The organism is Sphingosinicella soli, from assembly GCF_014199685.1.
Lineage (GTDB): Bacteria > Pseudomonadota > Alphaproteobacteria > Sphingomonadales > Sphingomonadaceae > Sphingosinicella > Sphingosinicella soli.
The window spans coordinates 23,482-48,596 of the sequence record NZ_JACHNZ010000031.1; the positions used below are offsets into that span (position 1 = coordinate 23,482).

The following is a 25,115-nucleotide window of genomic DNA, read 5'->3' on the forward strand; positions in this document are numbered from 1 at the left end:
GGCCGTGACACCGTAGCGGCGCTGCCGCTACACTCCCCCGCATGGCACGTCCCCACATCTTCATCACCGGCGCATCGCGCGGCATCGGCGCGGCCACGATGGCGCTCATTCGCGAGCAGGACGCCCGCGTCGTCGGCCATGCCACCAGCGACGGCGGCGGGCTGATCGGCGCCGATCTCAGCCTGCCCGGCGCGGGGCGGGCGCTTTGGGACAAAGCGATCGAGGCGCTCGACGGGCGCATCGACGTGCTCGTGAACAACGCGGGCGTGTTCGAGGCCAATCCGTTGGACGCAAGCGACGCCGAATGGGACGCGCAGTGGGAACGCGGGCTCGCGATCAACCTGAAGGCATCCGCCGATCTGTCGCGCGCGGCGATCCGGCACTGGCGCGAGCGCGGCAGCGGCGGGCGCATCATCAACGTCGCCAGCCGCGCCGGACACCGGGGCGATTCGCCGGCGCACTGGCACTATGCGGCGGCCAAGTCGGGGATGATCGCGATGACCAAAACGATCGCCCGCGCGCATGCAGGCGAAGGCATCTTCGCCTATGCCGTGGCGCCGGGCTTCACGATGACCGGCATGGCGGAGGACTATCTTTCGAGCCGCGGCGGGCAGCAGCTTCTTGCCGACATCCCGCTCGGCCGCGTCGCCGACCCCGGAGAGGTGGCGAACGCCATCATCTACCTCGCGCTGAAGGCGCCCGCCGCGATGACGGGCGCGACGCTCGACATCAACGGCGCAAGCTACGTGCGCTGAGCGCTACATCTCGACGAGCACCTTGCCCATCGCCTTGCGGTCCATCATCCAGCGGATCGCCTGGGCGCCGTCATCCAGGCTGAAACGCCGGGACATGTGCGGGTGCAGCTTGCCTTCAGCGAGCCACCGTATCAGTTCGGCCATGTTCGCGGCATGGAGTTTCGCCTCGCGTGTCGTGAACGCCCCCCAGAACACGCCGACGATCGACGCGCCCTTGATGAGCGCGAGGTTGAGCGGCAGCTTGGGGATCTCGCCGCCCGCGAAGCCGACGACGAGATAACGGCCGTTCCAGCCGATCGAACGGAAGGCGGGCTCGGCGAACGTGTCTCCGACGGGATCGTAGATCACGTCCGGCCCGGCGCCGCAGGTGCGCTTGATACCTGCGCGAAGGTCTTCGGTGGAATAATTGATCGTCTCGTCCGCGCCGTATTCGCGGCAGAGCGCCAGCTTCTCTTCCGACGAAGCGGCGGCCACGACCCGCGCGCCCATCACCTTGCCGAGTTCGACCGCCGCGAGCCCGACACCGCCCGCCGCGCCGAGCACGAGCAGCGTTTCGCCCGGCTGCAGGTTCGCGCGCTGTTTCAGCGCATGGTGCGAGGTCGCGTAGGTCATCGTGAACCCCGCCGCGACATCGAGCGGCATCGCATCAGGCAGCGGCACCGCCTGCGCGGCTTCCGCGATGAGATATTCGGCGAAAGCGCCCGTTCCGGTCATCGCGAGCACGCGGTCGCCCGGTTTCAGGTGCGTGACGCCCTCGCCCACCGCATCGACGACACCCGCCGCTTCGCCGCCGGGTGAAAACGGCAGCGGCGGTTTGAACTGGTAGAGGTTCTGGATGATGAGCACGTCGGGGAAATTGACACCCGCCGCCGCCACGCGGATACGCACTTCACCCTTGCCCGGTTCGGGAGTCGGCACCTCGCGCACGACAAGCGTTTCGGGTGGACCGTGCTCCACGCAAAGCAGTGCCTTCATAAACATCGTCCCTTTCGCGATCCGCAGGTTGCCATCGGGCATTGAAGCGTCAGAATAACCACATGAAGGATCGGGGCAATGCACGACAAAGATAGGCTGTCCATCGCCGTGATGGGTGCCGGGCTCATCGGTTGCTACATAGGCGGCGTGCTGGCAGCAGGCGGCGCGCGGGTGACGCTGATCGGCCGCCCGGCATATCTGGCTGCGATTCGCGCAAACGGTCTGCGTGTGTCCGATGCAAGCGGCCGCGATACCCTTGTCGCCGCAGAGGTGGTGCTGACGGAAAGCCCCGCCGCGGCCGCAGCGGCGGATGTCGTGCTGATAACGGTGAAGAGCGATGCCACGGCGGAGGCCGCCGCCGCGCTTGCGCCCCACATCGCGGCGGGAACGCCGGTGCTTTCGTTGCAGAACGGCGCGGACAATGTCGCCGCCATCGCGGCCGCTCTGCCGGAAGCGCGCGCCTTTGCGGGCATGGTGCCGTTCAGCGTCGCAGAGCGCGGCCCCGGCCATTTCCATCAGGCGACGGGCAGCCCCGTGCAGATCGGCACCGACCCGGCGCTCGACAGGTTCGCCGACGCGCTGACCGCGGGCGGACTGCCGCCCGTCCGCAGCGCCGACATGGACGGCGTGCTGTGGGGCAAGCTGCTCGTGAACCTGAACAACGCGATCAACGCACTCTCCGGCAAGACGCTGGCGCAGGAATTCGCCGACCGCGATTACCGGCGCGCGTGGGCGCTTTCGATCGCCGAAGCGCTCGACCTGCTGAAGGCGGCGGGCATCCGGCCGGCAAGCGTGCTGCCCCTGCCCGTCGAGCGGATGCCGCTGCTGCTGTCGCTGCCGAATTTCCTCTACCGGCGGATCGCCGCGCGGCAGAAGGCGACGGTGGACCGGCACGCGCGCACCTCGATGGCGGACGATCTCGCGCGCGGCCGCAGAACCGAGGTCGATCACCTGAACGGCGCGGTGGTGCGGCTGGCCGAGCGGCTGGGACGCAAGGCGCCGGTGAACGCAAAGCTCGTTGAACTGATGCGCGCGGCGGAAGCGGGCGCGCCGCCGATACCCGGCAAGAGGCTGCGTCAGGCGCTCGCAGCGTCGACCAGAGCCTGAGCGAGCAGGCGGAACTCCTCCTCGCGCGGGCTCGACTTGCGCCAGACGAGCGCGATCTCGCGGTACGGCTTGTCGCCGTCGATGGGCCGCGTCTCCACGTCCGTACCGTTCAGGATACCGGCTTTCAGCGCCATGTCGGGCACGAGCGTCGTGCCGAGGCGGTTATCGACCATCTGCACGAGCGTGTGCAGCGAGGTGCCCACCACCGAGGCTTCGGCCCGGTATTCCGGCCGCCCGCAGGCGGCGAGCGCATGCTCCTTGAGGCAGTGGCCATCCTCCAGCAGCAGCAGCCGGTCGGTGTCGATGTCCTGGGGGTGGATGACCTTGCCCGCGCTGTGGATGTCGTCCCTGTGCGCGGCGATGTGAAAATAGTCGCGGAACAGCGTCACGCTCGCCACGTCCCCGCAGGGAAACGGCAGCGCGAGCAGCACGCAGTCGGCCTGACCCCGGCCGAGCGCGTCGCACACCGATGCGCTCGTTTCCTCGCGAAGATAGAGCTTCAGATCGGGCCAGGCGGCGCGCAGGCGGGGCAGCGCCTTGGGGAGAAAGAACGGCGCGATCGTGGGGATCACGCCCATGCGGATTTCGCCCGTCAGCGGACGCGCCTCGGCCTGCGCGAGCGCGGCAAGGTCTTCAGCCTCGCGCAGAACGTGGATCGCCTTGCGCGCGATCTTCTCGCCGAGCGGCGTGAACCGAACGACGCGGCGCGTGCGCTCGACAAGCGCAGCGTCGAGCAGGGTTTCAAGCTCGCGGATGCCCGAGGACAAGGTCGACTGCGTGACGAAGCAGGCATCGGCGGCGCGGCCGAAATGCTGGTGCTCGTGAAGCGCTGCCAGATACTGGAGCTGCTTGAGAGTCGGCAGAAAGTTCATCGGCGTTTTCGATCAGTCTGATCAGAATTATCCATTGGCTCTATAACGCGCCGAGCGGGTACACACAAGCCATCGAAGCCCCCAGCGACCCGCCGGTCCCCCCCCCTCCCGGCGGGTCGCATTCGTTTCGGGGCCTTAGGGCGGATCGACATTCAGAAGATGACGTGCCGAAAATGGTGGATTTTCGTGACCCGGAGCGCAGCGTACTAAAGGTACGTGAGCACCGAAAGCGCGGAAAGCCGCCATTTGCAGGCCGTCAGAGCTGAATGTCGATCCGCCCTAGAAGAACGCCCGCCAGATTCCGTAGCCGCTGGTCAAAGTGAGCACGACGCCCACGATCATCAGCAGCGGACGCGGCGCGACCTTTTTCGCGAGCCATGCACCGAGCGGCGCTGCCAGCACGCCGCCGATGAGCAGGCCGAGCATCGCCTGCGTGAAGAACGCAACGCCGAGCGTGAACAGGAATGTCGCCGAAACCGTGAGGGTGAGAAAAAACTCCGCCGTGTTGACCGTGCCGATGGTCTTGCGCGGGGACGCCCCCTGAATGAGCAGGTTCGAGGTCACGACCGGCCCCCAGCCGCCGCCGCCCGCCGCATCGAGGAAACCCCCGGCAAGGCCCAGCGGCTCGACGATGCGCGGGTTCTTGATCTTCGGCGGGTAGCGCCAGCTGCGCCACATGAGCAGAACGCCGATGCAGGACAGATAGGCAAGCACGATCGGGCGCGCCACCTCGGCATCGATCTGCGTCAGCACATAGGCCCCGAGCACACCGCCGATCATGCCGGGAATGACGAGCCGCGCGAACAGCTTCCAGTCGATATTGCGGTGGATCGCGTGGCTGATGCCCGAAACCGCCGTGGTGAAGGTCTCGACGGTGTGAACGCCCGCCGAAGCCGCCGCAGGCGGAACCCCGAGGCTGACAAGCAGTGTGGAGGATATGACGCCGAACGCCATGCCGAGCGCACCATCGACGAGCTGGGCCGCGAAACCTACCGCAATGAAAGGCAAAAGGTCCGCAAATGCGTCCGTGGACATGAAAGCTGCGATCCCCCTGCAGAGCGGCTGGTGCGCGGCTGATCGCATACAGCGCCCTCGTGACAAACGATTTTTTCTATCGCCCCTGCAAGCCGCCCATTGACGCGGGGCTGGTAATCGGAACGCGAAGCGCCTAGATTTCCGGGGATCAGCAAGGAACCGGGAAGTCTTCGCCGCCATGTTCGACACGCTTGTCGCCTACCTCGATTCGGTGAAGGCGCGTGACCCCTCTCCGCGCTCGCGCTGGGAAATCCTGCTTTATCCGGGCATTCTGGCGCTGGGGCTGCACCGCGTTGCGCACTGGTTTTATCGCGGCGAAATGTTCTTTCTGGCGCGCTTCGTGAACCACCTCGCGCGGATGCTGACCGCCATCGACATTCACCCGGGCGCGAAGATCGGCAAGCGGCTGTTCATCGATCACGGCTTCGTCGTGATCGGCGAAACCGCAGAGATCGGCGACGACGTGACCATGTACCAGGGCTCGACGCTCGGCGGCACGAACCCCACGAACGGCGTCGCCGGCAAGCGCCACCCCACGATCGGCGACGGTGTCATCATCAGCCTGGGCGCCGCGATCCTGGGGCCGATCACGGTCGGCGCGGGCGCACGCATCGGCGCGAACGCCGTCGTCACCAAGGACGTGGCGGAGGGCGCCACGATGGTGGGCATCCCGGCGCGCTCCACACTCGTCGAGGTGAAGCCGGAAACGCAGGACTTCGTGCCCTACGGCACGCCGTGCAGCGAAAAGTTCGACCCGCAGACGCAGCAGCTCGAAATCCTGCGCTGCGAGGTGGAAACGCTGCGCAAGCGGCTCGCCGAACTCACGCCGGCCGATCTCAAATCCGCCAAATCGGGGGCGACCGCCCGCAAGGCATGAACAACATCACGCCTCTCTTCGCGGGGCGCGCGCCCACCCAAGTCACTTTCGACCGTTACGAACTGAACCACATCATGAACCTGTATGGCCGCATGGTCGCTGCAGGACTGTGGCGCGATTACGCCGTGGACATGAACCGCGAAGAGGCCGTGTTCTCGGCGTTCCGCCGCGCATCGGAACGGCCCGAGGTGCGGGTGGTGAAACGCCCCGAGCTGCGCGTGCGGCAAGGGCAGTACATCCTGCTCGGCGAGGCGGGCGCGGTGCTGCGGCGCGGCCACGAACTGCCGCCCCTGCTGGCGCCGCTGGAGCGCAAGTTACTGAAACTGGTCGACGTTTAGAGCGCCTCCTCCCTCCTCTTCAGGGGAGGGGCTTATGAGGCTACCCCCTCAATTCACCAAGCCGCGACATGACCAGCATGGCTTGCTCAGCGCCGTTCGTCGGTACGGTCTCCCCCGTGCGGTCGGTGATTTCGCCGATCCGCGCCGCCACGGTTTCGACGGTGCGATCGCCCTCCGGCACCATGATGCCGGGCGTCAGCGTGATGTGCGCGGCGTGGAAGCCCCCTGCACCCGCGCCGAGGATCGCACTCGTCGGCGCGGCGTCGCTGACGAGATAGAGCGCCGCGGGCACGACATTCTTCGGCGCGAGCGCGCGCAGCACCTCTTCGGGCATGACATCCTCGGTCATGCGCGTCCCTGCGGCCGGGAAGATCGAATTGACGTGAATGTTCGACTTCGCGCCTTCGATGGCGAGCGTCTTCATCAGGCCGACGAGGCCGAGCTTTGCCGCGCCGTAGTTCGCCTGGCCGAAGTTGCCGTAAAGCCCGGTCGAGGACGCGGTCATCAGGATGCGGCCGTAGCCAGCATCGCGCATCGTGTCCCACACCGCCTTGGTGCAGTTCACCGAGCCCATCAGGTGCACGTCGAGCACGAAGCGGAAATCGTCGAGCGTCATCTTCGCGAAGCTCTTGTCGCGCAGCACCCCCGCATTGTTGATGAGGATATCGACGCGGCCCCAGCGCGCGCGCGTATCGGCGACCATGGCCTCGACGGCGGGGAAATCGGTGACGCTCGCGGGGTTTGCGACAGCAATGCCGCCCCTGCCCTCGATCTCCGCGACCACGACGTCCGCCGCGCTCGCCGAACCGCCGCTGCCGTCGCGCGCGCCGCCGAAATCGTTGACGACGACCTTCGCGCCGCGCGCCGCGAGTTCCAGCGCGTATTCACGGCCAAGACCGCCGCCTGCACCCGTGACGATGGCGACGCGGCCGTTGAAATCGATGGTCATTGGCAAATTCCCCCGAACACAAAATCGGAGGATTGCCTAGCGAAGCGCCATGCCCGCGAAAACCCGTCTTATGCGACAGCTTCCCGGCGGCCGTCGGTATCGAGCGAATAGCCCGCCGAGCGCACGGTGCGGATCACATCGGGCAGACCATCGAGGTTGATGGCCTTCCGAAGCCGGCGAATGTGGACGTCCACGGTGCGCTGCTCGACATAGACATCGCGGCCCCAGACCGAATCCAGCAGCTGCTCGCGCGAGAAAACGCGGCCCGGATGCTCAAGGAAGTGCCGCAGCAGGCGAAACTCCGTGGGCCCGAGCGCGACGGACTGGCCGTCGCGCGTGACCTTGTGCGCGGTCGTATCCATGAAGATGCCCGCGTATTCGAGATTGCCGCCCGCGAGCGCCGGGCGCAGGCGGCGCAGCACGGCGCGGATGCGCGCGACGAGTTCGCGCGGGGAGAACGGCTTGGTGATGTAGTCGTCGGCGCCGATTTCGAGCCCGCGAATACGGTCCGCCTCTTCGGTGCGCGCGGTCAGCATGATGATCGGCAGGTTCGCGGTCGCGGGTTCGCGGCGCATGCGGCGGCACACTTCGATGCCGGAGAGGTTGACGATCATCCAGTCGAGAAGAACGAGGTCCGGCTTCTCCTCGTCCGCGAGCACCAGCGCTTCCTCGCCGTCTTCGGTGCTGACGACGACAAAGTCTTCCTGTTCCAGATTGTAACGGATCAGCTCGACGAGGTTCGCATCGTCCTCGACCACCAGAATCTTGGGCTTCATGTCGCTATCGCTCCTGTTCGCCTTCGACGTCTTCGCTGACCGTATAAACGGTTTCGTCGGCCTTTTGCCGTTCGGTCAAATGCTCGCCCGTGACGGTGTAATAAACCACCTCGGCGATGTTGGTGGCGTGATCGCCGATCCGCTCCAGGTTCTTGGCGATGAACAGCATGTGCGTGGAAGGCGTGATGTGATGGGGGTTTTCCATCATGAAGGTCAGCAGCGCCCGGAACAGGCTGTTGTAATATTCATCGACCGAATTGTCGCGTTTCCACACATCGCGCGCAAGTTCGGGGTCGCGGCGCGCATAGGCATCGAGCGCATCGTCCACCATCTGCGAAACAATACGCGCCATTTCCGGCACGATCACCATCGGACGGATCGGCGAATCCTGCGCGATCGAGTTCACGCGCTTGGCGTTGTTCTTGGCATAGTCGCCGATACGCTCGATGACCGCGGAGATCTTGAGCGCGGCGATCACCTCGCGAAGATCGTCCGCAAGCGGGGCGCGGCGTGCGATCGTGGCGATGGCGAGCTGCTCGACCTCCGCCTCCAGCTTGTCGATGCGCGGGTCGGACTGGACAACCTCCTGCGCGGCGTCCGCATCGCGCGCCACGATGGCGGCGACCGAACGATCGACCTGATCCTTGGCAAGCCCGCCCATCTCGCCGATGAGCAGGCGCAGCTGCCGGAGATCGTCGTCGAAGGACTTGACCGTGTGCGCGGTGGGCGTTGTCGTGTTCATTGGGCGTTCCTGCCTCCTAGCCGAAGCGGCCGGTGATATAGTCCTTGGTACGCTGCTCGCGCGGATTGGTGAAGATTTCCGCCGTATCGCCGTATTCGACGAGCGTGCCGAGATGGAAAAAAGCCGTGCGCTGGCTGACACGCGCCGCCTGCTGCATGTTGTGCGTAACGATGACGATGGCGTAGCGGCCGCGCAGATCGTCGATCAGCTCCTCGATCTTCGCCGTGGCGATGGGATCGAGCGCCGAGCACGGCTCGTCCATCAGGATCACCTCGGGATCGACCGCAATGGCCCGCGCGATGCACAGGCGCTGCTGCTGACCGCCTGAAAGCGCCGTGCCGCTGTCCTGCAGACGGTCCTTCACCTCGTTCCAGAGGCCGGCGCGCACCAGGCTCTGTTCGACGATCGTATCGAGTTCCGCCTTGGTGGACGAAAGGCCGTGGATGCGCGGACCGTAGGCCACGTTCTCGAAGATCGATTTGGGAAACGGGTTGGGCTTCTGGAACACCATGCCGACGCGCGCGCGAAGCTGCACGACATCCATGTCGGGGGCGTAGATATTGTGCCCCTCCAGCTCGATATTGCCTTCCATGCGGGCGGTTTCGATGGTGTCGTTCATGCGGTTGAGGCAGCGCAGAAAGGTCGATTTTCCGCAGCCCGACGGGCCGATGAACGCCGTGACGAGATCGGAGTGCACATCGATCGACACGCCGTTCAGCGCCTGTTTCTCGCCGTAGAAAACCTTGACGTCGCGCGCCGTCATCTTGGGGGCTGACATCGTCGCCTCCGCATTCGCGGTCATGGTCGCCATCATATCGTTCACCAGCGTTTCTCGAACTTGTTGCGGAGGTATATCGCGAGACCGTTCATCAGCATGAGGAAAACCAGCAGCACCATGATGGCGGCCGACGTTTTCTCGACGAAGCCGCGCGCGACCTCGTCTGACCACAGGAAGATCTGCACCGGAAGGACGGTCGCCGGCGTCGTCAGCCCGCCGGGCACATCGGTGACGAAGGCGCGCATGCCGATCATCAGCAGCGGCGCCGTCTCGCCGAGCGCGCGCGCCATGCCGATGATCGTGCCAGTAAGGATGCCGGGGAGCGCAAGCGGCAGAACATGGTGGAAAACCACCTGGATCTGCGACGCGCCGACGCCCAGCGCAGCGTCGCGGATGGACGGCGGCACCGACTTCATCGCGATCCGGCCGGCGATCACGATCACCGGCAGCGTCATCAGCGCGAGCGTCAGTCCGCCCACGATCGGCGCCGAGCGCGGCATGCCGAAGAAATTGAGGAATACGGCGAGACCGAGCAGGCCGAAAATGATCGAGGGCACCGCCGCGAGGTTGTTGATGCTCACCTCGATGAGGTCGGTGAAGCGGTTCTTCGGCGCATATTCTTCAAGATAGATCGCCGTCATCACGCCGATCGGGAAACAGAGCAGCAGCGTGACGGCAAGCGTGAGCAGCGACCCCTTCGCGGCGCCCCAGATGCCCGCAAGCTCGGGGCTCGTCGAATCCGCCATGCTGAGGAAGGTCGTATTGAGCGTGGTTCGAACCGCGTCCTCGGCCTTCAGCCTGTCGAACGCCGCGATCTCCGCATCCGACACCGGGCGGTTCGCCTCGGGCACGTCGCGTTCGACAAGCCCCTTGCCGAGAAGATCGAAATCGCCCGACGTCGGCACCCACACATCGACGCGGCTGCCGATCAGATCAGGGTTTTCGCGCACGGCCTCGCGCAGCGCGAGCCATGCGCCGTCGCTTACGATATCCTTCGCGGCAACGCCGAGACTCTGCGCCCGCGCTGTCGCGGCCGCCATCATCACGCCCTGGAAATTCGCCGTGTTGAGCGCGTTTTCGCCGCCTGCGCCTTCGATCGCACTGCGGTCTATGCCGAGTTCGAAGGCATCATACTCGACGGACAGCTTCACCTCGGTCCGCAGAAAGCCCGTGTAACCGTCTGAAAAGATCGTCCCGAGCAGGAAAAACAGAAACGACCCCGCCAGCGCGAGCGCCGCAAGCCCCAAGAAGCGGAAACGGCGTTCCTTCGCATAGCGGCGGCGCACGCGCGCCTGCATCACGGGGGACGCCCAATCCGTCTGTATGCGCGCGCTACTCATACGCCTCCCGGTAGCGCTTCACGACCGAGAGCGCATAGATGTTGAGGCACAGCGTCACCGCGAACAGCACAAGACCGAGCGCGAAGGCCGACAGCGTCTTGGCGGAATCGAACTCCTGGTCGCCGGTGAGCAGCTGCACGATCTGCGCGGTGACGGTCGTGACCGACTGGAACGGGTTCGCTGTCAGGTTGGCGGCGAGGCCTGCGGCCATCACCACGATCATCGTCTCGCCGATCGCGCGGCTGACCGCGAGAAGCACACCGCCGACGATGCCGGGGAGCGCTGCGGGGATGAGCACGCGCTTGATCGTTTCGGATGTCGTCGCGCCCATCGCAAGGCTGCCGTCGCGCATTGCCGCTGGAACGGCGGTGATCGAATCGTCGGCCATCGAGGAGACGAACGGGATGATCATGATGCCCATGACGACACCCGCCGCGAGCGCGCTTTCGGAACTGGCGTTCGAGATGCCGATGGACAGCGCGAAGTCCCGCACGGCGGGCGCGACCGTGAGCGCCGCGAAGTAGCCGTAAACAACGGTGGGCACGCCCGCGAGCACCTCCAGCATCGGCTTCATGATCCTGCGCGAGCGCGGCTTGGCATACTGCGTAAGGTAGATCGCCGACATGAGCCCGAGCGGGATCGCCACGATCATCGCGATGATCGCGCCGATGAAGATCGTGCCCCAGAACAGCGGCACTGCGCCGAACGCCCCCGTCGAGCCGACCTGATCCGCGCGGATCGCGGTCTGCGGGCTCCAGTTGGTGCCGAACAGAAACTCGAAGGGCGACACGCGCCGGAAGAACTCGATGCTTTCGTAGATGAGCGACAGCACGATCCCGAAGGTCGTGAGGATCGACACCAGCGAAGAAAGGACCAGCACCACCATCACGAACCGCTCGACACGGGGCCGGGCGCGGAAGTGCGGACGCACGCGCAGCCACGCAAACCCGCCGCCCGAAGCCGCCAGCAACGCCGCAAGCCCGGCGATCACCAGCGACCACTGCGTCTTGATCGAGCGGTAGACCGGCACGGCCGCATCGGCGGACGGATTGAACGCGCCGGCAAGCTGGCCCGAAACGACGCCGCGCACCTCGGCAAGGAAGGCCTGCCGGTCGAGCGCGGTCTGCGGGCGGCTTTCGGCGGGAAGCGAGGCGATCGTGCGATCCGCGACGATCCCTTCGCCGACCAGCGACCAGCCCAGCACGAGGATGAGCGCGGGCACGAGCGCCCAGAGCGCGACGTACCAGCCGTGGTAGGCCGGGCGCGAATGGATCGATGAGATCCGGTCCGCCGCACTCGCGAACACTCTGCGGCCCGCAAACGCAGCGGCCCGGGCGCGGGCGACAAGAAACGCCGCGACGGCCAGACCGAGCAGGGCGAAGATCAGAGCAGCTGCTGACATGATCGAACGGTGCGCATTACCGACGTTTCGGCACGCGCACCTTCATCCTTTCCCGTTGATACGCTCACTGCCGCAACCTTGCGGCGGATTGATTCGCCCGGCTCCACGTTCCGCGCGCTTGTGTGGTGTCATGTTTTCAGATTTGTGACACCGACGCAGGCAAAGTGAAACTCACAGTCGTGCCGCTCCCCTGTTCGCTGCTGATTTCCAGCGTTCCGCGATGTCTTTCGACAATATGCTTGGCGATGGCAAGACCGAGCCCGGTGCCGCCGAGACGGCGCGAACGGCCGGTGTCCACCCGGTAGAAGCGCTCCGTCAGGCGCGGGATGTGCTCGGCGGCGATGCCGTCCCCCACGTCGGCGATGGCGATGCGCACCACCTCTCCCTGCAGAGCGCGGGCGCGCTCCGCCGAAACCGTGATCGGCGTGCCGGTGTGCCCGTATTTGATCGCGTTGGTCATCAGGTTGTGGAGCACCTGCAGCACCTGGTCCTTGTCTGCGATCACCTGCGGCAGTTCCGCCTCGATGTTGATGACGAGCGGGCGCTTGTCCGCCTCCAGCGACACGGCGGATGTCGTGGCGACGTTCTCAAAGAGCGGCGCGACGTCGATGATCTCCCGCGGGCGGATATTCTTGTCGAGTTCGATGCGCGAGAGCGACATCAGATCATCGACAAGCCGCGACATGCGCGCCGCTTCATTCGCCATCACGTCGAGAAAACGCGCGCGCGCCGCCGGATCGTTGGCGGCGGGCCCCTGCAAGGTCTCGATGAAGCCGACCAGCGTCGCAAGCGGCGTCCGCAGCTCGTGGCTGGCGTTCGCAACGAAATCGGCGCGCATCCGCTCGGCCAGCCGCGCGGGCGACACGTCCGCGAACGACAGCAGCAGCCGTGCGTCCCCCGCCGGCCCGGCACGCAGGCGGAACACCGTGGAATGCCGCCCGATGCCCTCGATCTCGCGAATCGAATCGCGATTCTGGCGCATCGCCGTCGTTACCGTCTCGATCACGGCGGGATGCCGGATGGCGATGCGAATATCCTCGCCGAGGGCATGCGCGCCGAAGGCATCCACAGCCTCTGCGTTCATGGCGATGATGCCGAAGTTGCGATCGACGAGCACCGCGGCGTTCTCCAGCGAATCGAGCCCGATCGTCGGCTGCGCGTCCGGCGGGGGCGCGACCCCCTCCTCGGCGGGGCCGGGAGGCGTTCGCGCGGTGCGCGCGGCGAATGCCCCGGCCGCCGCCGCAAGCAGCGCCAGAATCGCCGCAGCCAGCACCTCGTGCCATGCAAAGGCATAGCCCGACGACGCCGCGAGCAAGACGGCCGACGCAACCGCGATCCAGCGGTTCCGGCCGGCGGCTTCAGCGTCTAAGGTGTCGTCCGCAGATGTCGGCACGTTTTACAACTTTCGCTTTTCCAGTCGCCGTTTACTTCGCAACCCATTAGAATCGCAGCGATGGTATGGTCCTTGCTTCCCATGAGAACAAGACGGCGTATAGTGTGTACTTAACGGAATTCGGGACAGGCATATGACAGACGAACGCAAAAGCGACGAGATGGAGCTGGCGACGGGCAAAGCCTCACGGCGCGCGCTCCTGCGGCTCGGTGCGATAGCCGCGCCTGCGGTCGTCACGCTGCGTCCCGCATGGGCGTCCGGCGGATACCACGGTGGCGGCGGTGGTGGCGGCGGCGGCGCCACGACATCCCTCGCCATGTGCCAGATCCCGATCGACAAGGTCTGCGACAAGGACGGCAAAGGCTACGACGCCTACGGCTACGACATGGACTCGGTGGACGACGAGGGCATGGTCGCCTACGGCGGCGGCGGTTATGACGACAAGGGCAAAGACAAGGACAAGGGCAAGGGCAAGTGCTACGCCCCCCCGCCCAAGGGCTATTACTACGGCCAGGAACTGATCGATTACGAAGCGTCCGGCAAACTTCCTGACGGCATCTACGACAAGAAACAGTTCGACGCCCACCTGAAGTACATCAAGAACCTGAAGCCGGGCAAAGACGGGTTCACCTGTCTCACCTCGCTCGTTCACAAGCTCTGAGCGGGGACACCGTGCGTTACCGCGCTGCCGCGCGGGAGGCTTATGTCGTTCGCCCCGTCGACGATCTCACGCTCGTCTATCATCGCCCGTCGGGGATGACGCATGTCGTTTCCCCTGCTGTCGTCGCCATTCTCGACCTGCTACACGAGCGGACGCTCACGGGCGGGGAGGTTTGCGCGCAGCTTGCACAGGATCATGATCTGGACGGAGAAGGCGATGATATCGCCCTTGTCGTCAGCGCGCGGCTCGGCGAAATGGCCGCCATGGACATTATCGACCGCATCGCATGACGCCTGACCGCTGGCCGGCCCGGACGCTGCGGATCGGCCCGGCGTCCTTTCATCTGCGTTCGCCCTTCCGGCGCACCATCGACGAGGTGAACGCGCTCTACCGCGACTATCCGGCCGAAACGGCGGACGGCATCTACGATTATGCCGTCAGCGCCGTGCCCTCCAGCCCGCTGCGGCGCTGGGTGAAGCCGAACATCCGTCTCGAATGCGATTTCGAACCCTTCGACACGCTGCCGCTGCCCGTGGAACTGGGGATGCTCGGGCTGGAAATGGGCATGAACCTGCAGATGGCCGTCGGTTATCGGCGCCATGTCGTGGTACACGCCGCGTCGTCGGCAAACGGAGGCAAGGCCGCGCTGCTGATCGGCGATTCGGGCGCGGGCAAGAGCACGCTGTCGGCGCTGCTCGCCTACCGCAAGGGCTGGCGGCATCTGGGCGACGAGTTCGCTCTGCTCGATCTCCACGCGCCGCTGCTGCACCCCTTCCCGCGCCCGATTTCGCTCAAGAATGCCTCGATCGGGGCAATGGAGGCGCGCGCGCCCGCCGACCGCTTCGGGCCTGTGCTCGAAGGTACGGTGAAGGGAACCATCCGGCACCTGCTGCCGCCCGCTGCGGCGATCGACGCGATGGAGACGCCCGCCGAAATCGCGCTCGTCGTCGCCCCGCACTTCCGCGAGAACGCAGCGCCCGCGTGGCGGCCGATGACGCGCACCGAAACCTACGTGCGCCTCGCGGCCTCCTCGACCAATCAGGCGCTGATGGGCGAGGCCGGCTTCGAGGCGGTCTGGCGCTGCCTCGCACACGCCCCCGCCTTCGACATCATGTACGGGTCGAGCGACGACGCGCTGGAGCTTTTCGAAACGCTGTGGCGGAAGGTGACGGGGTGATCCCGGCGGCCATCCTCCACCGCGCGCTCGCCGAGCCCGAATCGATGCGAAACCTGAGCGCGGACGCGTGGAACGCCCTCATTCGCGTCGGCCGCGCCGAGCGGCTGCTCGGGACCGTCGCGGCGCGGGCCGCAGCGGTGTGGGACGCCCTGCCGCAAGGCGCGCGCACGTGCCTCGCCGAAGAACGCGACCTGACGCGCGGCGACCACCTCGCCGCCCGCTGGGAGATCGACCGCGCTGCGCTGGCGCTCAAAAACGTCGGCTGTCCCGTCATCCTGATGAAGGGGTCCGCGTATCTCCACGCCGGGCTCCCCGCCGCCGAGGGCCGCCGCATCGGCGATCTCGACATCCTCGTGCCGCGCGCCGCGCTCCCCGTCGTCGAGGCCGCACTGATTGCGCGCGGCTGGATGCAGGCGAAGGAAAACGCCTACGACGACCATTATTACCGCGCGTGGATGCACGAGATACCGCCGATGGTTCACACCGAGCGCGGCGGTGTCATCGACGTGCACCACACGATCCTGCCGCTCACCGCGCGGCTGAGACCCGATGCGGATGCGCTGATCGAAAGCCGGGTGGCGGTTGCAGACGGCCTGTTCGTTCTCGGCCCGGCGGAGATGCTGCTGCACAGCGCCGCGCACGTCGCCTATGACGGCGAGTTCGAGGGCGGCAACCGCAACCTTTGGGACATCCACTGCCTCGCGACGGATTTTTCACGAACGCCCGGATTCTGGGACAGGCTCGCCGAGACCGCCGACCGGCATCAGCTTCGCGTGCCGGTGTCGCGCGCGCTGAGGCTCGCCCGGCGTCTTTACGGTACGGCGGTGCCCGAAGCGCTCGCCGGGCGCATCGACATCGTCGACCGGCTCGCGCTGCGCAAACTCTACTGGCGCGACCGCTTCGGGCATCAGGGCGCGAAGCTGAGCGACCGTCTGCTCTACGTTCGGGGGCACTGGCTGCGGATGCCGCCGCTGATGCTGGCGCGGCACCTCACGCGCAAGGCGTTCACGCGAAAAGCGCAGGCGCAACCCGTTTGAGCGTCGGCACCAGCGCATCGAAATGGTCGATCATCGCATCCGCGCCGAGCGTATCGGGCGGCACGTCGCTGTAGCCGAAGCTGGTCAGCACCACGGGAAGGCCCGCCGCGCGCGCCGCCTCCACATCCGGCCGCGAATCGCCCACGAAGGCGGCGCGCGCCGCGTCGCCGCCCATCCGCGCCAGCGTTTCAAACACATGCGCGGGGTCGGGCTTCCTCACCGGCAGGCTGTCGCCGCCGAGGATCGCATCGAACAGATCGCCCCAGCCGAGCGCGTCGATGAGGTCGATAGCAAGCCGTTCGGGCTTGTTGGTGCAGATCGCGAGGCGCCCGCCGGCATCGGAAAGCGCGGCAAGCGACGCCTCGACGCCGTCCCACGGCCGCGAACCGACGCAGACGTTGGCGCCGTAGAATTCGAGGAACACCGGCACGCCCACGTCGAGCATCGCCTCGTCGCCGCCTCCGGTGAGGGCAAGACCGCGTTCAATGGTACGGCGCGCGCCGTGGCCGACCATGTGGCGCACGGCTTCCGGATCCACCGCCGACCGTCCGAAATGCGCCAGAACGTGGTTCATCGCCGCCGCAAGGTCGGGCGCGGTATCGACGAGCGTGCCGTCGAGGTCGAAAACGATCGAGGGATTTGTCGGATTCATGCAAGCCTTTTGCCCGGCGTTATGGAAATGGCAATCCCGATATGGCACAGCGGCGCGCAGAACTGCCCAGGGAATCGATTGAGTCTGTGAGAGTTTCATGAGCCGCCGGCCTGTCGCCGCCATCATCCTCGCCGCCGGAATGGGCACGCGGATGAAATCCGAAACGCACAAGGTGCTGCACCCCATCGGCGGGCGGCCCATGCTGCTGCATCTGATGGCGAGCGTGGACGAGATCGCGCCCGAGCGCACCGTCGTGGTCGTCGGCGCGCGGCGCGAGCAGGTGGAAGCGGCCGTCGCGCACACCGCCGCCGTGGTCGTGACGCAGGAGCCGCAGCTCGGCACCGCCCACGCCGTGCTGCAGGCGAAGGATGCGCTCGCGGGCTTCGAGGGCGACGTGCTCGTGCTCTACGGCGACGTGCCCTTCATCGAGAGCGCCACGATGCGGCTGATGCTTTCGAAGCTGAACAACGAGAAGGATACGCCCGCCGCCGTCGTGCTCGGCTTCCGCGCCGCAGAACCCGGCGCCTACGGGCGTATAGATGCCGATGACGGCGTCATCCGCAAGATGGTCGAGTTCAAGGATGCCTCGCCTGCAGAGCGCGACATCGACCTTTGCAATTCGGGGCTGCTCGCGGTTCGCGCCGACGACCTCTGGCCGCTCCTCGAACGCGTCGGCAACGACAATGCGGCGGGTGAATACTACCTGCCCGACATCGTCATGCTGGCGAACGCGGACGGGCGCGTGTCGCGCGTCGTCGAAACCGCCGAAGCCGAGGTGATGGGCATCAACAGCCGCGCCGAACTCGCGGTCGCCGAAGCCCGGTTCCAGGCCGGGCGCCGCAGTTTCTTCATGCGCGAGGGCGTGACCCTCACCGACCCCGGCAGCGTGTTCTTCGCGTTCGACACCGAGATCGCGGCGGACGTGAGCATCGCGCCGAACGTCGTGTTCGGCCCCGGCGTCTCCGTGGGCGCCAAAACACGCATCCACGCCTTCTCGCACATCGAAGGTGCAAAGATCGGCGAAAAGGCGGAAATCGGCCCCTACGCCCGCCTCCGCCCCGGCACGGTGCTCGGCGCCGACGTCAAGATCGGAAACTTCGTCGAAACCAAGAAGGCGGACTTCGCGGACGGCGCAAAAGCCAATCACCTCTCTTACATCGGCGATGCAACGGTCGGCGCCAAGGCGAACATCGGCGCGGGCACGATCACCTGCAACTACGACGGCTTCTTCAAATACAAAACCGAGATCGGCGCCGGCGCCTTCATCGGCTCGAACAGCGCGCTCGTCGCGCCGGTAAAGATCGGGGACGGCGCCATCGTCGGCGCAGGCTCGGTCATGACAAAGGACGTTGAAGCCGATGCGCTCGCAGTCGCGCGCGGTGTTCAGGACAGCAAACCCGGCTGGGCCGCGCGATTCCGCGAGGCGATGACGGCCAAGAAGAAAGCGGCGAAGTAATGTGCGGCATCATTGGTATTCTCGGCAAAAGCGACGTCACTGACCAACTCGTCGCAGGCCTGCGGCGACTCGAATATCGCGGCTACGATTCGGCAGGCGTCTGCACGATCGTGGACGGCGCCTTCCAGCGCCGCCGCGCCGAGGGCAAGCTCGACAATCTCGCGAAAAAACTCGCGCTCGATCCCCTCCCCGGCCGCATCGGCATCGCGCACACCCGCTGGGCGACGCACGGCGCGCCTACGGAAGACAACGCCCACCCGCACATCGTCGGCGACGTGACGCTCGTTCACAACGGCATCATCGAAAACTTCAAGGAACTGCGCGACGAGCTTTCGGCCGAGGGCCGCACCTTCGCGAGCCAGACCGACACCGAGGTCGTCGCTCACCTCGTCGCGCGCGAACTCGAGCGCGGCAAATCACCGATCGAGTCGGTGAAGGCCGTGCTGCCCCGCCTGCACGGCGCGTTCGCGCTGGCGATGATGTTCAAGGGCCACGACAATATGCTCGTCGGCGCCCGCCTCGGCGCGCCGCTGGTCGTCGGCATCGGCGAGGGCGAGAACTACCTCGGGTCCGACGCGCTGGCACTGGCGCCGATGACCCAGAAGATCGCCTATCTGGAAGAAGGCGACTGGGTGGTGCTCAGCCGCGAGAAGATCGATATCTTCGACCGGGAAAACGCGCCGGTGACGCGCGAGGTGACGCTGTCGGGTGTCTCCGGCGCGATGATCGACAAGGGCAACCACCGCCACTTCATGCAGAAGGAGATCTTCGAGCAGCCGGTGGTGGTGGCGCAGACGCTGCAGGCCTATCTGAAGCCGCTCGAGGGCAAGGTTGCCCTCCCCATCCCCGAGTTCGATCTCGCCGAAGTGAAGCGCGTGACGATCGTCGCCTGCGGCACCAGCTATTATGCGGGCCTCGTCGCGAAATACTGGTTCGAAAAGTTCGCGCGCGTTCCGGTGGACATCGATGTCGCCTCGGAATTCCGTTACCGCGAGCCGGTGCTGGAGGCAGGCGGGCTCGCGCTGTTTATCAGCCAGTCCGGCGAAACGGCGGACACGCTTGCCGCGCTGCGTCATTGCCGGGCGGAGGGCCAGAAGATCGCCGTCGTCGTCAACGTGCCGACCAGCTCGATGGCGCGCGAGGCCGACCTGCTGCTTCCCACCAACGCGGGGCCGGAAATCGGCGTCGCTTCGACAAAGGCGTTCACCTGTCAGCTTGCCGTGCTCGCCGCGTTCGCCGCGAACCTTGCGCGCGCCAAGGGCAAGATGACGGCCGAAGAGGAACGCGACATCGTTCAGCACCTCGCCGAAGCGCCAGCAGCGCTCAATGCCGCGCTCGCGCACGACGAGGAGATCGAAAAGATGGCGCCGCTTGTCGCAGGAGCGCGCGACGTGCTCTACCTGGGGCGCGGACCGGACTATCCAATGGCGCTCGAAGGCGCGCTGAAGCTGAAGGAAATCAGTTACATTCACGCAGAAGGCTATGCGGCGGGCGAGATGAAGCACGGCCCGATCGCGCTCATCGACGACAGCGTCCCCGTTATCGTCATCGCGCCCTCCGGGCCGCTTTTCGAGAAGACCGTGAGCAACATGCAGGAAGTCGCCGCGCGCGGTGGCCGGATCGTTCTGATCTCGGACGCGGCGGGAATCGCCAAGGCCGGAGACGGCGCGATCGCAACCATCGAGATGCCGGACTGTCACCCGCTGATCCAGCCGCTCGTTTACGCCGTGCCGGTGCAGCTTCTCGCGTACCACGTTGCGGTGGCGAAGGGCACGGACGTCGATCAGCCGCGCAACCTTGCGAAATCCGTGACGGTGGAATGAAGACACTCACCGGAGGCTGTCACTGCAAGGCTGTGCGATTTGAAGTGGACGTGGCGGCAGACCCGATCCCGCTGCTCGATTGCAACTGCTCGATGAGTTCGGCGGCGGGCTTCCTGCACCTCATCGCCGCGAAGGACGCCTTCCGGCTGCTCTCCGGCGGGTACAATCTCGGCGAATATCGCTTCGGCGAGGGAGTGGCGCGGCACCTGTTCTGCAAGACCTGCGGTATCAAGAGCTTCTACGTGCCGCGCTCGCACCCGGACGGGTACAGCGTCAACGCCCGCTGTCTCGACGACTACGTATCGCTGGCATTTGCCGTGGAAGCCTTTGATGGCCGCGACTGGGAGGCCGCCCGCGAACGTCTGGGTTAGATGTCCTCGCCCACGATCTCGCGGAGCAGGGTTTCGAGTTCCGTGATCTGGAAGGGTTTGCTTACAAAATGCGCTTCACCGTGTGCAACCGGAAGCACCGATGCGCCGTCATAGCCCGTGGCGAACACGAACGGTATGCCGCGCACCTTCAGAAGATCCGCAACGGCCCAGCTCATCTCGCCGTCGAGATTGACATCAAGGAGCGCGATGTCCGCATCGGTCGTCTCGGCAAGTGCAAGCGCTTCGTCGAGCCGGGTCGCCGGGCCTTCCATTTCCCAGTCCATGTCCTCGAACAGCGTTTCGAGGGACATGGCGACCAGCGGAGAATCCTCCACCAGCAAAACCTTCCGCCGGGCCGGTATTTCCTGAGGCGCCGTTGCGACCGTCGTCATCTGACCTTACTTTCCCTGCGACACCGGACGCGCCCGGCGAACACTACACATCCGTATCTACTGCGACACAGGGGCGAACAGCAAATATGAATGCATACGACTATGATCTCTTCGTCATCGGCGCCGGTTCGGGCGGTGTACGCGCGGCCCGGATTTCAGCAGGGTACGGCGCGCGCGTGGCGATCGCCGAGGAGTACCGCGTCGGCGGCACATGCGTGATTCGCGGATGCGTGCCGAAGAAACTGCTCGTCTACGGCGCGCATTTCGCTGAAGACCTTGAAGACGCGCGGCGGTTCGGCTGGACCATAGAGAGCAAGCGTTTCGACTGGCATACACTGCGCGACAACGTGCTCGCCGAGGTCGACCGGCTCAACGGCGCCTATATTTCCACGCTCGAAACCCAGAAGGTCACGATCCTTCACGGCCGCGCGGTGCTTGCCGACGCGCACACCGTGCAGATCGACGGCAAGACCGTCACTGCCGAAAAAATCCTGATCGCGACCGGAGCCCGTCCGGGCGTCCCCGACTGCGAGGGCGCCGACCTCGGCATCACCTCGAACGAAGTCTTCCATCTCGACGCATTGCCGAAGCGCGTGGTGATCGCGGGCGGCGGCTATATCGCGAACGAATTCGCAGGCATTTTCAATGAATTCGGCGTGAAGGTGACGATCCTGCTGCGCGGCGACCGTCTGCTGCGCGAATACGACCAGCAGCTTGCCGAGCGGCTTCAGGCGATCAGCGCGACGAAGGGGATCGATTTCCGCTTCAATGCGCCCTTCGGCAAAGTGGAAAAGCAGGCCGACGGCAGCCTCCTCGTCCACGCGGGCAAGGACGCGCCCATTGAAACCGACCTGCTCGTTTACGCAATCGGGCGGCCGCCCAACAGCGCTGGCCTCGGCCTTGAGAAGATCGGCGTCGAACTCTCCGACAACGGCGCCATCAAGGTGGATGCCGACAGCCGCACCAACATCGACAATATCTATGCGGTGGGCGACGTGACCGACCGCGTGCAGCTGACGCCGATCGCAATCCGCGAGGGCCATGCTTTTGCCGACACTGTTTTCGGCAACAAGCCGTGGCGCGTCGATCACAGCTGCGTCCCCTCCGCCGTCTTCAGCCACCCGCCGATCGCCGCAGTCGGCCTCACCGAGGCGCAGGCGCGCAATACCTATGGTTCCGTGCGCGTCTATGCGTCGGACTTCCGGCCGATGAAGAACGTACTGGCGGGCCGAAACGAGCGGTCGCTTTACAAGCTCGTCGTTGATGAAGCGTCGGGGCGCATCCTCGGTGCGCACATGATCGGGCCGGACGCTGCGGAGATCATGCAGCCTCTCGCGATCGCGGTGAAAGCGGGGCTGACCAAGGCACAGCTCGACGAGACCGTGGCCGTCCACCCGACAATGGCCGAGGAACTCGTGCTGATGCGTTAGATGGCGAGCGCGTGATTGGGGTCGACGACGGCCTCGATCATGCGGTCGATCTCGCTGTGCGCGATGCGGAGCTGGCCATCGATCATCAACATCGACAGGCCGTGTACCAGCGACCACGCGCGCAATGCCGCCTTGCGCCGCATGGCGGACGAGAAACGCGGACCCGCGAGGCGGGCGACGGCGTCCTCGATATTGCCGGTGAGCGGTTCGATGGCGAACATCAGCGAGGCATCGCGGCTGGAATCGATCTGATCGCTGAACATCAGGCGGAAAAGCGCCGGATTACGGACCGCGAAGCGAACATAAGCGCGGCCCATTTCGGCAAAGCGCACAGGCGTGACCACGCTGTTCGAAATCGGCTCGATCTGCTCCGCGTTGAGCCGCTTGAAGCCCTCGACGGCCATCGCGGTGAGCAACGCTTCCTTCGAGGCATAATGGCGATAGACCGCCGCAGGGCTGACCCCCACCTCGCGGGCGACCTCGCGCAGCGCAAGATCCGCGCAGCCGCGACGCTCGAGAAGGTCCAGACCGGCGTTCAGCAATGCCGTCTGGAGGTTGCCGTGATGATAGCTGGTGGGCGCTTTGCGCTCATAAACCGGCGACTGTTTCAGCATGATAAAAGCACCCCTGTCCCCCGGACTATGTGAACAATGTACGCATCGAGGGTTAATATCAAGTGCATTCATTGCGTTAGCGCCATCTTTTGCGGTGAAGTGTTACAATGGTGTTAACCACAACCTGAAAAACAGAGGTAACGAACGGGCCGGACGCGCGAGAAAGCATTGCTTGCGCTCCTTGATGCGACTCGCCAAAAGGCGCGCGATGAACACGTTCGAGCGATCCTGGAGCCCTGCGGGCTGGCGCAATTTCGAAGCGCGGCAGCTTCCCGCCTATTCGGACGCGGCCGCACTTGCAGCCGTGGAAGGCGAGCTTTCGAGCTACCCGCCGCTCGTTTTCGCGGGCGAGGCGCGCGCGCTTGAAGCCCAGCTCGCCGACGTCGCGGCGGGCAAGGCGTTCCTGCTGCAGGGCGGTGACTGCGCGGAGAGCTTCGCGGAGTTCCATCCCAACCACATCCGCGACACGTTCCGCGTGCTCCTGCAGATGGCGGTGGTGCTGACCTTCGCAAGCCGCATGCCGGTGGTGAAGGTGGGCCGCCTTGCCGGTCAGTTCGCCAAGCCGCGCTCGGCGGACATGGAAGACCTGAACGGCGTATCGCTGCCGAGCTATCGCGGCGACATCGTGAACGGGATCGAATTCGACAGCGCCGCGCGGGAGCCCGACCCGAAGCGGATGCTGCGTGCCTACATGCAGTCCGCCGCGACGCTCAACCTGCTGCGCGCCTTCGCGCAGGGCGGTTTCGCGAACCTGCATCAGGTCCACAAGTGGAACCTGGATTTTGTCGGTCACTCGCCGTGGGCCGAGAAATACAAGGATGTCGCCGACCGCATCGGCGACGCCCTCGCCTTCATGGAAGCCTGCGGCATCAGCCCGGAGACGGTTCCGCAATTGAAGGGCACCGATTTCTACACGAGCCACGAGGCGCTGCTGCTGGGCTATGAGCAGGCGATGACGCGGCAGGATTCGCTGACCGGCCGCTGGTACGACACGAGCGCGCACATGCTGTGGGTGGGCGACCGCACGCGCTTCGAAGGGTCGGCGCACATCGAGTTCCTGCGCGGCGTCGGCAATCCGCTCGGCCTGAAGGCCGGACCGAGCCTGCAGCCGGACATGCTGATCCGCCTGATCGACACGCTCAACCCGGAAAACGTGCCGGGCCGCATCACCGTGATCAGCCGCTTCGGCCACGACAAGGTGCAGGACGGCCTGCCGCCGCTCATCCGCGCCGTGAAGCGCGAGGGACGCCACGTCGTGTGGTCGTGCGACCCCATGCACGGCAACACGATCAAGGCCGGCAGCGGATACAAGACGCGCCCCTTCGACCGGATCCTCGCCGAAGTGCGCGGCTTCTTCGCGGTGCACCGCGCCGAAGGGACGCACGCGGGCGGCATCCATGCCGAGATGACGGGCCAGAACGTGACCGAATGCACCGGCGGCGCGATGGCGATCACCGACGAAGCCCTCGCCGACCGCTACCACACGCACTGCGACCCGCGCCTCAACGCCGGACAGAGCCTGGAGCTTGCGTTCCTGCTTGCCGAGTGCATCAAGACCGAGGTCGATCACGCCGCGCGAAGCCAGGCGGCCGCTTAGACTCCTGCTCCCCGCTTGCGGAGCCGCGCGGAATAAGGGATCGTCCGACCCTTCCAACGGGGAGGGATGACCATGCCGATCGAACTGTATCTTCTTGGCGCCGCCGTGGTGCTCGGCCTCGTTCACGTGCTTTGGGCGGTGAACGTGAAGACCGCGCAGTACGGCACGCAGTGGAACATGGGCGCGCGCGATGCCGAGATGCCGCCCCTGACGCCGCTCGCCGGCAGGCTGGCGCGGGCGCAGGCGAACTTCTTCGAGACCTTCCCGCTGTTCGCCGCCGTGCTGCTCGCAGCGGTCGCGGCGGACCGGCTCGGCTGGAAGACGGAGCTCGGCGCGCATCTCTATCTCTGGGCACGCCTGATCTACCTCCCGCTCTATGCTGCGGGCATCCCCAAGGTGCGGACGCTGGTCTGGCTGGTCTCGCTGGCGGGGCTTGTGCTGGTACTGTCGGCGCTGTTCCTCGGCTGATCCCTGTCAATCGGCGTCCAAAAGGGACCCCCGATCGGCGTGCAAAAGGGACCCCACCGCGGCGTGGCGATCGGTTGATGTTGAGCGCGAGTTTCGCT

General features: G+C 65.9%; 27 protein-coding genes. 14 read left to right on the plus strand and 13 right to left on the minus strand.

The features are described 5' to 3' along the window. The first annotated feature begins 41 nt into the window (after positions 1-41). Positions 42-755 (plus strand): SDR family NAD(P)-dependent oxidoreductase, encoded by a 714-nt coding sequence (locus GGQ98_RS12980; protein ID WP_184070167.1) that lies wholly within the window; start codon positions 42-44, stop codon positions 753-755. A 3-nt stretch (positions 756-758) separates the two neighbouring features. On the opposite strand, the gene GGQ98_RS12985 is transcribed toward GGQ98_RS12980, so the two are convergent. Further along, complete coding sequence (locus GGQ98_RS12985) at positions 759-1,730, minus strand: NADPH:quinone oxidoreductase family protein (RefSeq protein WP_184070169.1); 972 nt, start codon at positions 1,728-1,730, stop codon at positions 759-761. 78 nt (positions 1,731-1,808) lie between these two features. Here GGQ98_RS12985 and GGQ98_RS12990 point away from each other — a divergent pair, with 78 nt between their 5' ends. Beyond that, positions 1,809-2,837, plus strand: a complete 1,029-nt coding sequence (locus tag GGQ98_RS12990; RefSeq protein ID WP_184070171.1) for a 2-dehydropantoate 2-reductase — start codon at positions 1,809-1,811, stop codon at positions 2,835-2,837. Here the strand turns inward: GGQ98_RS12990 and GGQ98_RS12995 are convergent. Together GGQ98_RS12995 and GGQ98_RS13000 are read right to left on the minus strand one after the other, a co-directional pair. Further along, entirely contained in the window at positions 2,807-3,709 is a 903-nt protein-coding gene (locus tag GGQ98_RS12995; protein WP_184070173.1) for a hydrogen peroxide-inducible genes activator, read from the minus strand. The genes GGQ98_RS12990 and GGQ98_RS12995 overlap by 31 nt on opposite strands. Positions 3,710-3,988: 279 nt before the next feature. Continuing rightward, positions 3,989-4,744, minus strand: coding sequence for a sulfite exporter TauE/SafE family protein (locus tag GGQ98_RS13000; protein ID WP_184070175.1), 756 nt, complete (start codon positions 4,742-4,744; stop codon positions 3,989-3,991). A gap of 178 nt (positions 4,745-4,922) precedes the next feature. Here GGQ98_RS13000 and epsC point away from each other — a divergent pair, with 178 nt between their 5' ends. Both epsC and GGQ98_RS13010 read left to right on the plus strand, forming a co-directional pair. Then, complete coding sequence (gene epsC / locus GGQ98_RS13005) at positions 4,923-5,621, plus strand: serine O-acetyltransferase EpsC (RefSeq protein WP_184070177.1); 699 nt, start codon at positions 4,923-4,925, stop codon at positions 5,619-5,621. Continuing rightward, positions 5,618-5,959, plus strand: a complete 342-nt coding sequence (locus tag GGQ98_RS13010; protein WP_184070179.1) for a DUF2794 domain-containing protein — start codon at positions 5,618-5,620, stop codon at positions 5,957-5,959. Before epsC ends, GGQ98_RS13010 begins: the two co-directional genes overlap by 4 nt. Before the next feature lie 40 nt (positions 5,960-5,999). Here the strand turns inward: GGQ98_RS13010 and GGQ98_RS13015 are convergent, their stop codons facing one another. The 7 genes from GGQ98_RS13015 to GGQ98_RS18855 form a co-directional block, all read right to left on the minus strand. Further along, positions 6,000-6,908, minus strand: a complete 909-nt coding sequence (locus tag GGQ98_RS13015) for an SDR family NAD(P)-dependent oxidoreductase (protein WP_184070181.1) — start codon at positions 6,906-6,908, stop codon at positions 6,000-6,002. A 68-nt stretch (positions 6,909-6,976) separates the two neighbouring features. Continuing rightward, the gene (phoB, locus tag GGQ98_RS13020; protein WP_184070182.1) at positions 6,977-7,684 is read right to left on the minus strand and encodes a phosphate regulon transcriptional regulator PhoB; all 708 of its coding nucleotides are present in this window, start codon (positions 7,682-7,684) and stop codon (positions 6,977-6,979) included. A gap of 4 nt (positions 7,685-7,688) precedes the next feature. Then, entirely contained in the window at positions 7,689-8,426 is a 738-nt protein-coding gene (gene phoU / locus GGQ98_RS13025) for a phosphate signaling complex protein PhoU (protein WP_184070184.1), read from the minus strand. A 16-nt stretch (positions 8,427-8,442) separates the two neighbouring features. Next, complete coding sequence (gene pstB / locus GGQ98_RS13030) at positions 8,443-9,240, minus strand: phosphate ABC transporter ATP-binding protein PstB (protein WP_184070223.1); 798 nt, start codon at positions 9,238-9,240, stop codon at positions 8,443-8,445. Between the two features lie 5 nt (positions 9,241-9,245). Next, the gene (gene pstA, locus GGQ98_RS13035; RefSeq protein WP_243451872.1) at positions 9,246-10,544 is read right to left on the minus strand and encodes a phosphate ABC transporter permease PstA; all 1,299 of its coding nucleotides are present in this window, start codon (positions 10,542-10,544) and stop codon (positions 9,246-9,248) included. Continuing rightward, a complete protein-coding gene (pstC, locus tag GGQ98_RS13040; RefSeq protein WP_184070186.1) occupies positions 10,537-11,946 on the minus strand; it encodes a phosphate ABC transporter permease subunit PstC in 1,410 nt (469 codons plus the stop codon). The genes pstA and pstC overlap by 8 nt, the downstream gene beginning before the upstream one ends. A gap of 136 nt (positions 11,947-12,082) precedes the next feature. Beyond that, entirely contained in the window at positions 12,083-13,339 is a 1,257-nt protein-coding gene (locus GGQ98_RS18855; protein ID WP_184070188.1) for an ATP-binding protein, read from the minus strand. A 133-nt stretch (positions 13,340-13,472) separates the two neighbouring features. Here GGQ98_RS18855 and GGQ98_RS13050 point away from each other — a divergent pair, with 133 nt between their 5' ends. From GGQ98_RS13050 to GGQ98_RS13065, 4 genes are read left to right on the plus strand one after another with little or no spacing between them, the layout of a single operon-like run. Further along, positions 13,473-14,000 carry a hypothetical protein gene (locus GGQ98_RS13050; protein ID WP_184070190.1) on the plus strand — a complete coding sequence of 176 codons (528 nt, stop codon included), beginning with the start codon at positions 13,473-13,475 and terminating at the stop codon, positions 13,998-14,000. A gap of 11 nt (positions 14,001-14,011) precedes the next feature. After that, positions 14,012-14,290, plus strand: coding sequence for an HPr-rel-A system PqqD family peptide chaperone (locus GGQ98_RS13055; protein WP_184070192.1), 279 nt, complete (start codon positions 14,012-14,014; stop codon positions 14,288-14,290). Beyond that, a complete protein-coding gene (locus tag GGQ98_RS13060; protein WP_184070194.1) occupies positions 14,287-15,177 on the plus strand; it encodes an HprK-related kinase A in 891 nt (296 codons plus the stop codon). The genes GGQ98_RS13055 and GGQ98_RS13060 overlap by 4 nt, the downstream gene beginning before the upstream one ends. Next, entirely contained in the window at positions 15,156-16,214 is a 1,059-nt protein-coding gene (locus GGQ98_RS13065) for a nucleotidyltransferase domain-containing protein (RefSeq protein WP_341534209.1), read from the plus strand. Before GGQ98_RS13060 ends, GGQ98_RS13065 begins: the two co-directional genes overlap by 22 nt. On the opposite strand, the gene gph is transcribed toward GGQ98_RS13065, so the two are convergent. Further along, on the minus strand, positions 16,183-16,866 hold the full coding sequence (gene gph, locus GGQ98_RS13070) for a phosphoglycolate phosphatase (RefSeq protein WP_184070196.1): 684 nt from the start codon (positions 16,864-16,866) through the stop codon (positions 16,183-16,185). The genes GGQ98_RS13065 and gph overlap by 32 nt on opposite strands. Positions 16,867-16,963: 97 nt before the next feature. Here gph and glmU point away from each other — a divergent pair, with 97 nt between their 5' ends. Genes glmU through GGQ98_RS13085 form a run of 3 tightly spaced genes read left to right on the plus strand, consistent with a single transcriptional unit; the run spans position 16,964 to position 20,516 of the window. Beyond that, entirely contained in the window at positions 16,964-18,322 is a 1,359-nt protein-coding gene (gene glmU / locus GGQ98_RS13075; RefSeq protein ID WP_184070198.1) for a bifunctional UDP-N-acetylglucosamine diphosphorylase/glucosamine-1-phosphate N-acetyltransferase GlmU, read from the plus strand. Continuing rightward, on the plus strand, positions 18,322-20,145 hold the full coding sequence (glmS, locus tag GGQ98_RS13080) for a glutamine--fructose-6-phosphate transaminase (isomerizing) (RefSeq protein ID WP_184070200.1): 1,824 nt from the start codon (positions 18,322-18,324) through the stop codon (positions 20,143-20,145). The genes glmU and glmS overlap by 1 nt, the downstream gene beginning before the upstream one ends. Beyond that, a complete protein-coding gene (locus GGQ98_RS13085; protein WP_184070203.1) occupies positions 20,142-20,516 on the plus strand; it encodes a GFA family protein in 375 nt (124 codons plus the stop codon). Before glmS ends, GGQ98_RS13085 begins: the two co-directional genes overlap by 4 nt. Here GGQ98_RS13085 and GGQ98_RS13090 read toward each other — a convergent pair. Then, positions 20,513-20,908 (minus strand): response regulator, encoded by a 396-nt coding sequence (locus tag GGQ98_RS13090; protein WP_184070205.1) that lies wholly within the window; start codon positions 20,906-20,908, stop codon positions 20,513-20,515. The genes GGQ98_RS13085 and GGQ98_RS13090 overlap by 4 nt on opposite strands. Positions 20,909-20,994: 86 nt before the next feature. Here GGQ98_RS13090 and gor point away from each other — a divergent pair, with 86 nt between their 5' ends. Then, positions 20,995-22,338, plus strand: coding sequence for a glutathione-disulfide reductase (gene gor / locus GGQ98_RS13095; protein WP_184070207.1), 1,344 nt, complete (start codon positions 20,995-20,997; stop codon positions 22,336-22,338). Here the strand turns inward: gor and GGQ98_RS13100 are convergent. Continuing rightward, positions 22,335-22,952, minus strand: a complete 618-nt coding sequence (locus tag GGQ98_RS13100) for a TetR/AcrR family transcriptional regulator (RefSeq protein ID WP_184070209.1) — start codon at positions 22,950-22,952, stop codon at positions 22,335-22,337. The genes gor and GGQ98_RS13100 overlap by 4 nt on opposite strands. Before the next feature lie 208 nt (positions 22,953-23,160). On the opposite strand from GGQ98_RS13100, the gene GGQ98_RS13105 reads away from it, so the two are divergent. Together GGQ98_RS13105 and GGQ98_RS13110 are read left to right on the plus strand one after the other, a co-directional pair. Then, positions 23,161-24,549, plus strand: coding sequence for a class II 3-deoxy-7-phosphoheptulonate synthase (locus GGQ98_RS13105; RefSeq protein ID WP_184070212.1), 1,389 nt, complete (start codon positions 23,161-23,163; stop codon positions 24,547-24,549). A gap of 72 nt (positions 24,550-24,621) precedes the next feature. Next, positions 24,622-25,017: an MAPEG family protein gene (locus GGQ98_RS13110; RefSeq protein WP_184070214.1), complete on the plus strand. Its 396-nt coding sequence runs from the start codon at positions 24,622-24,624 to the stop codon at positions 25,015-25,017. Positions 25,018-25,115 lie beyond the last annotated feature (98 nt).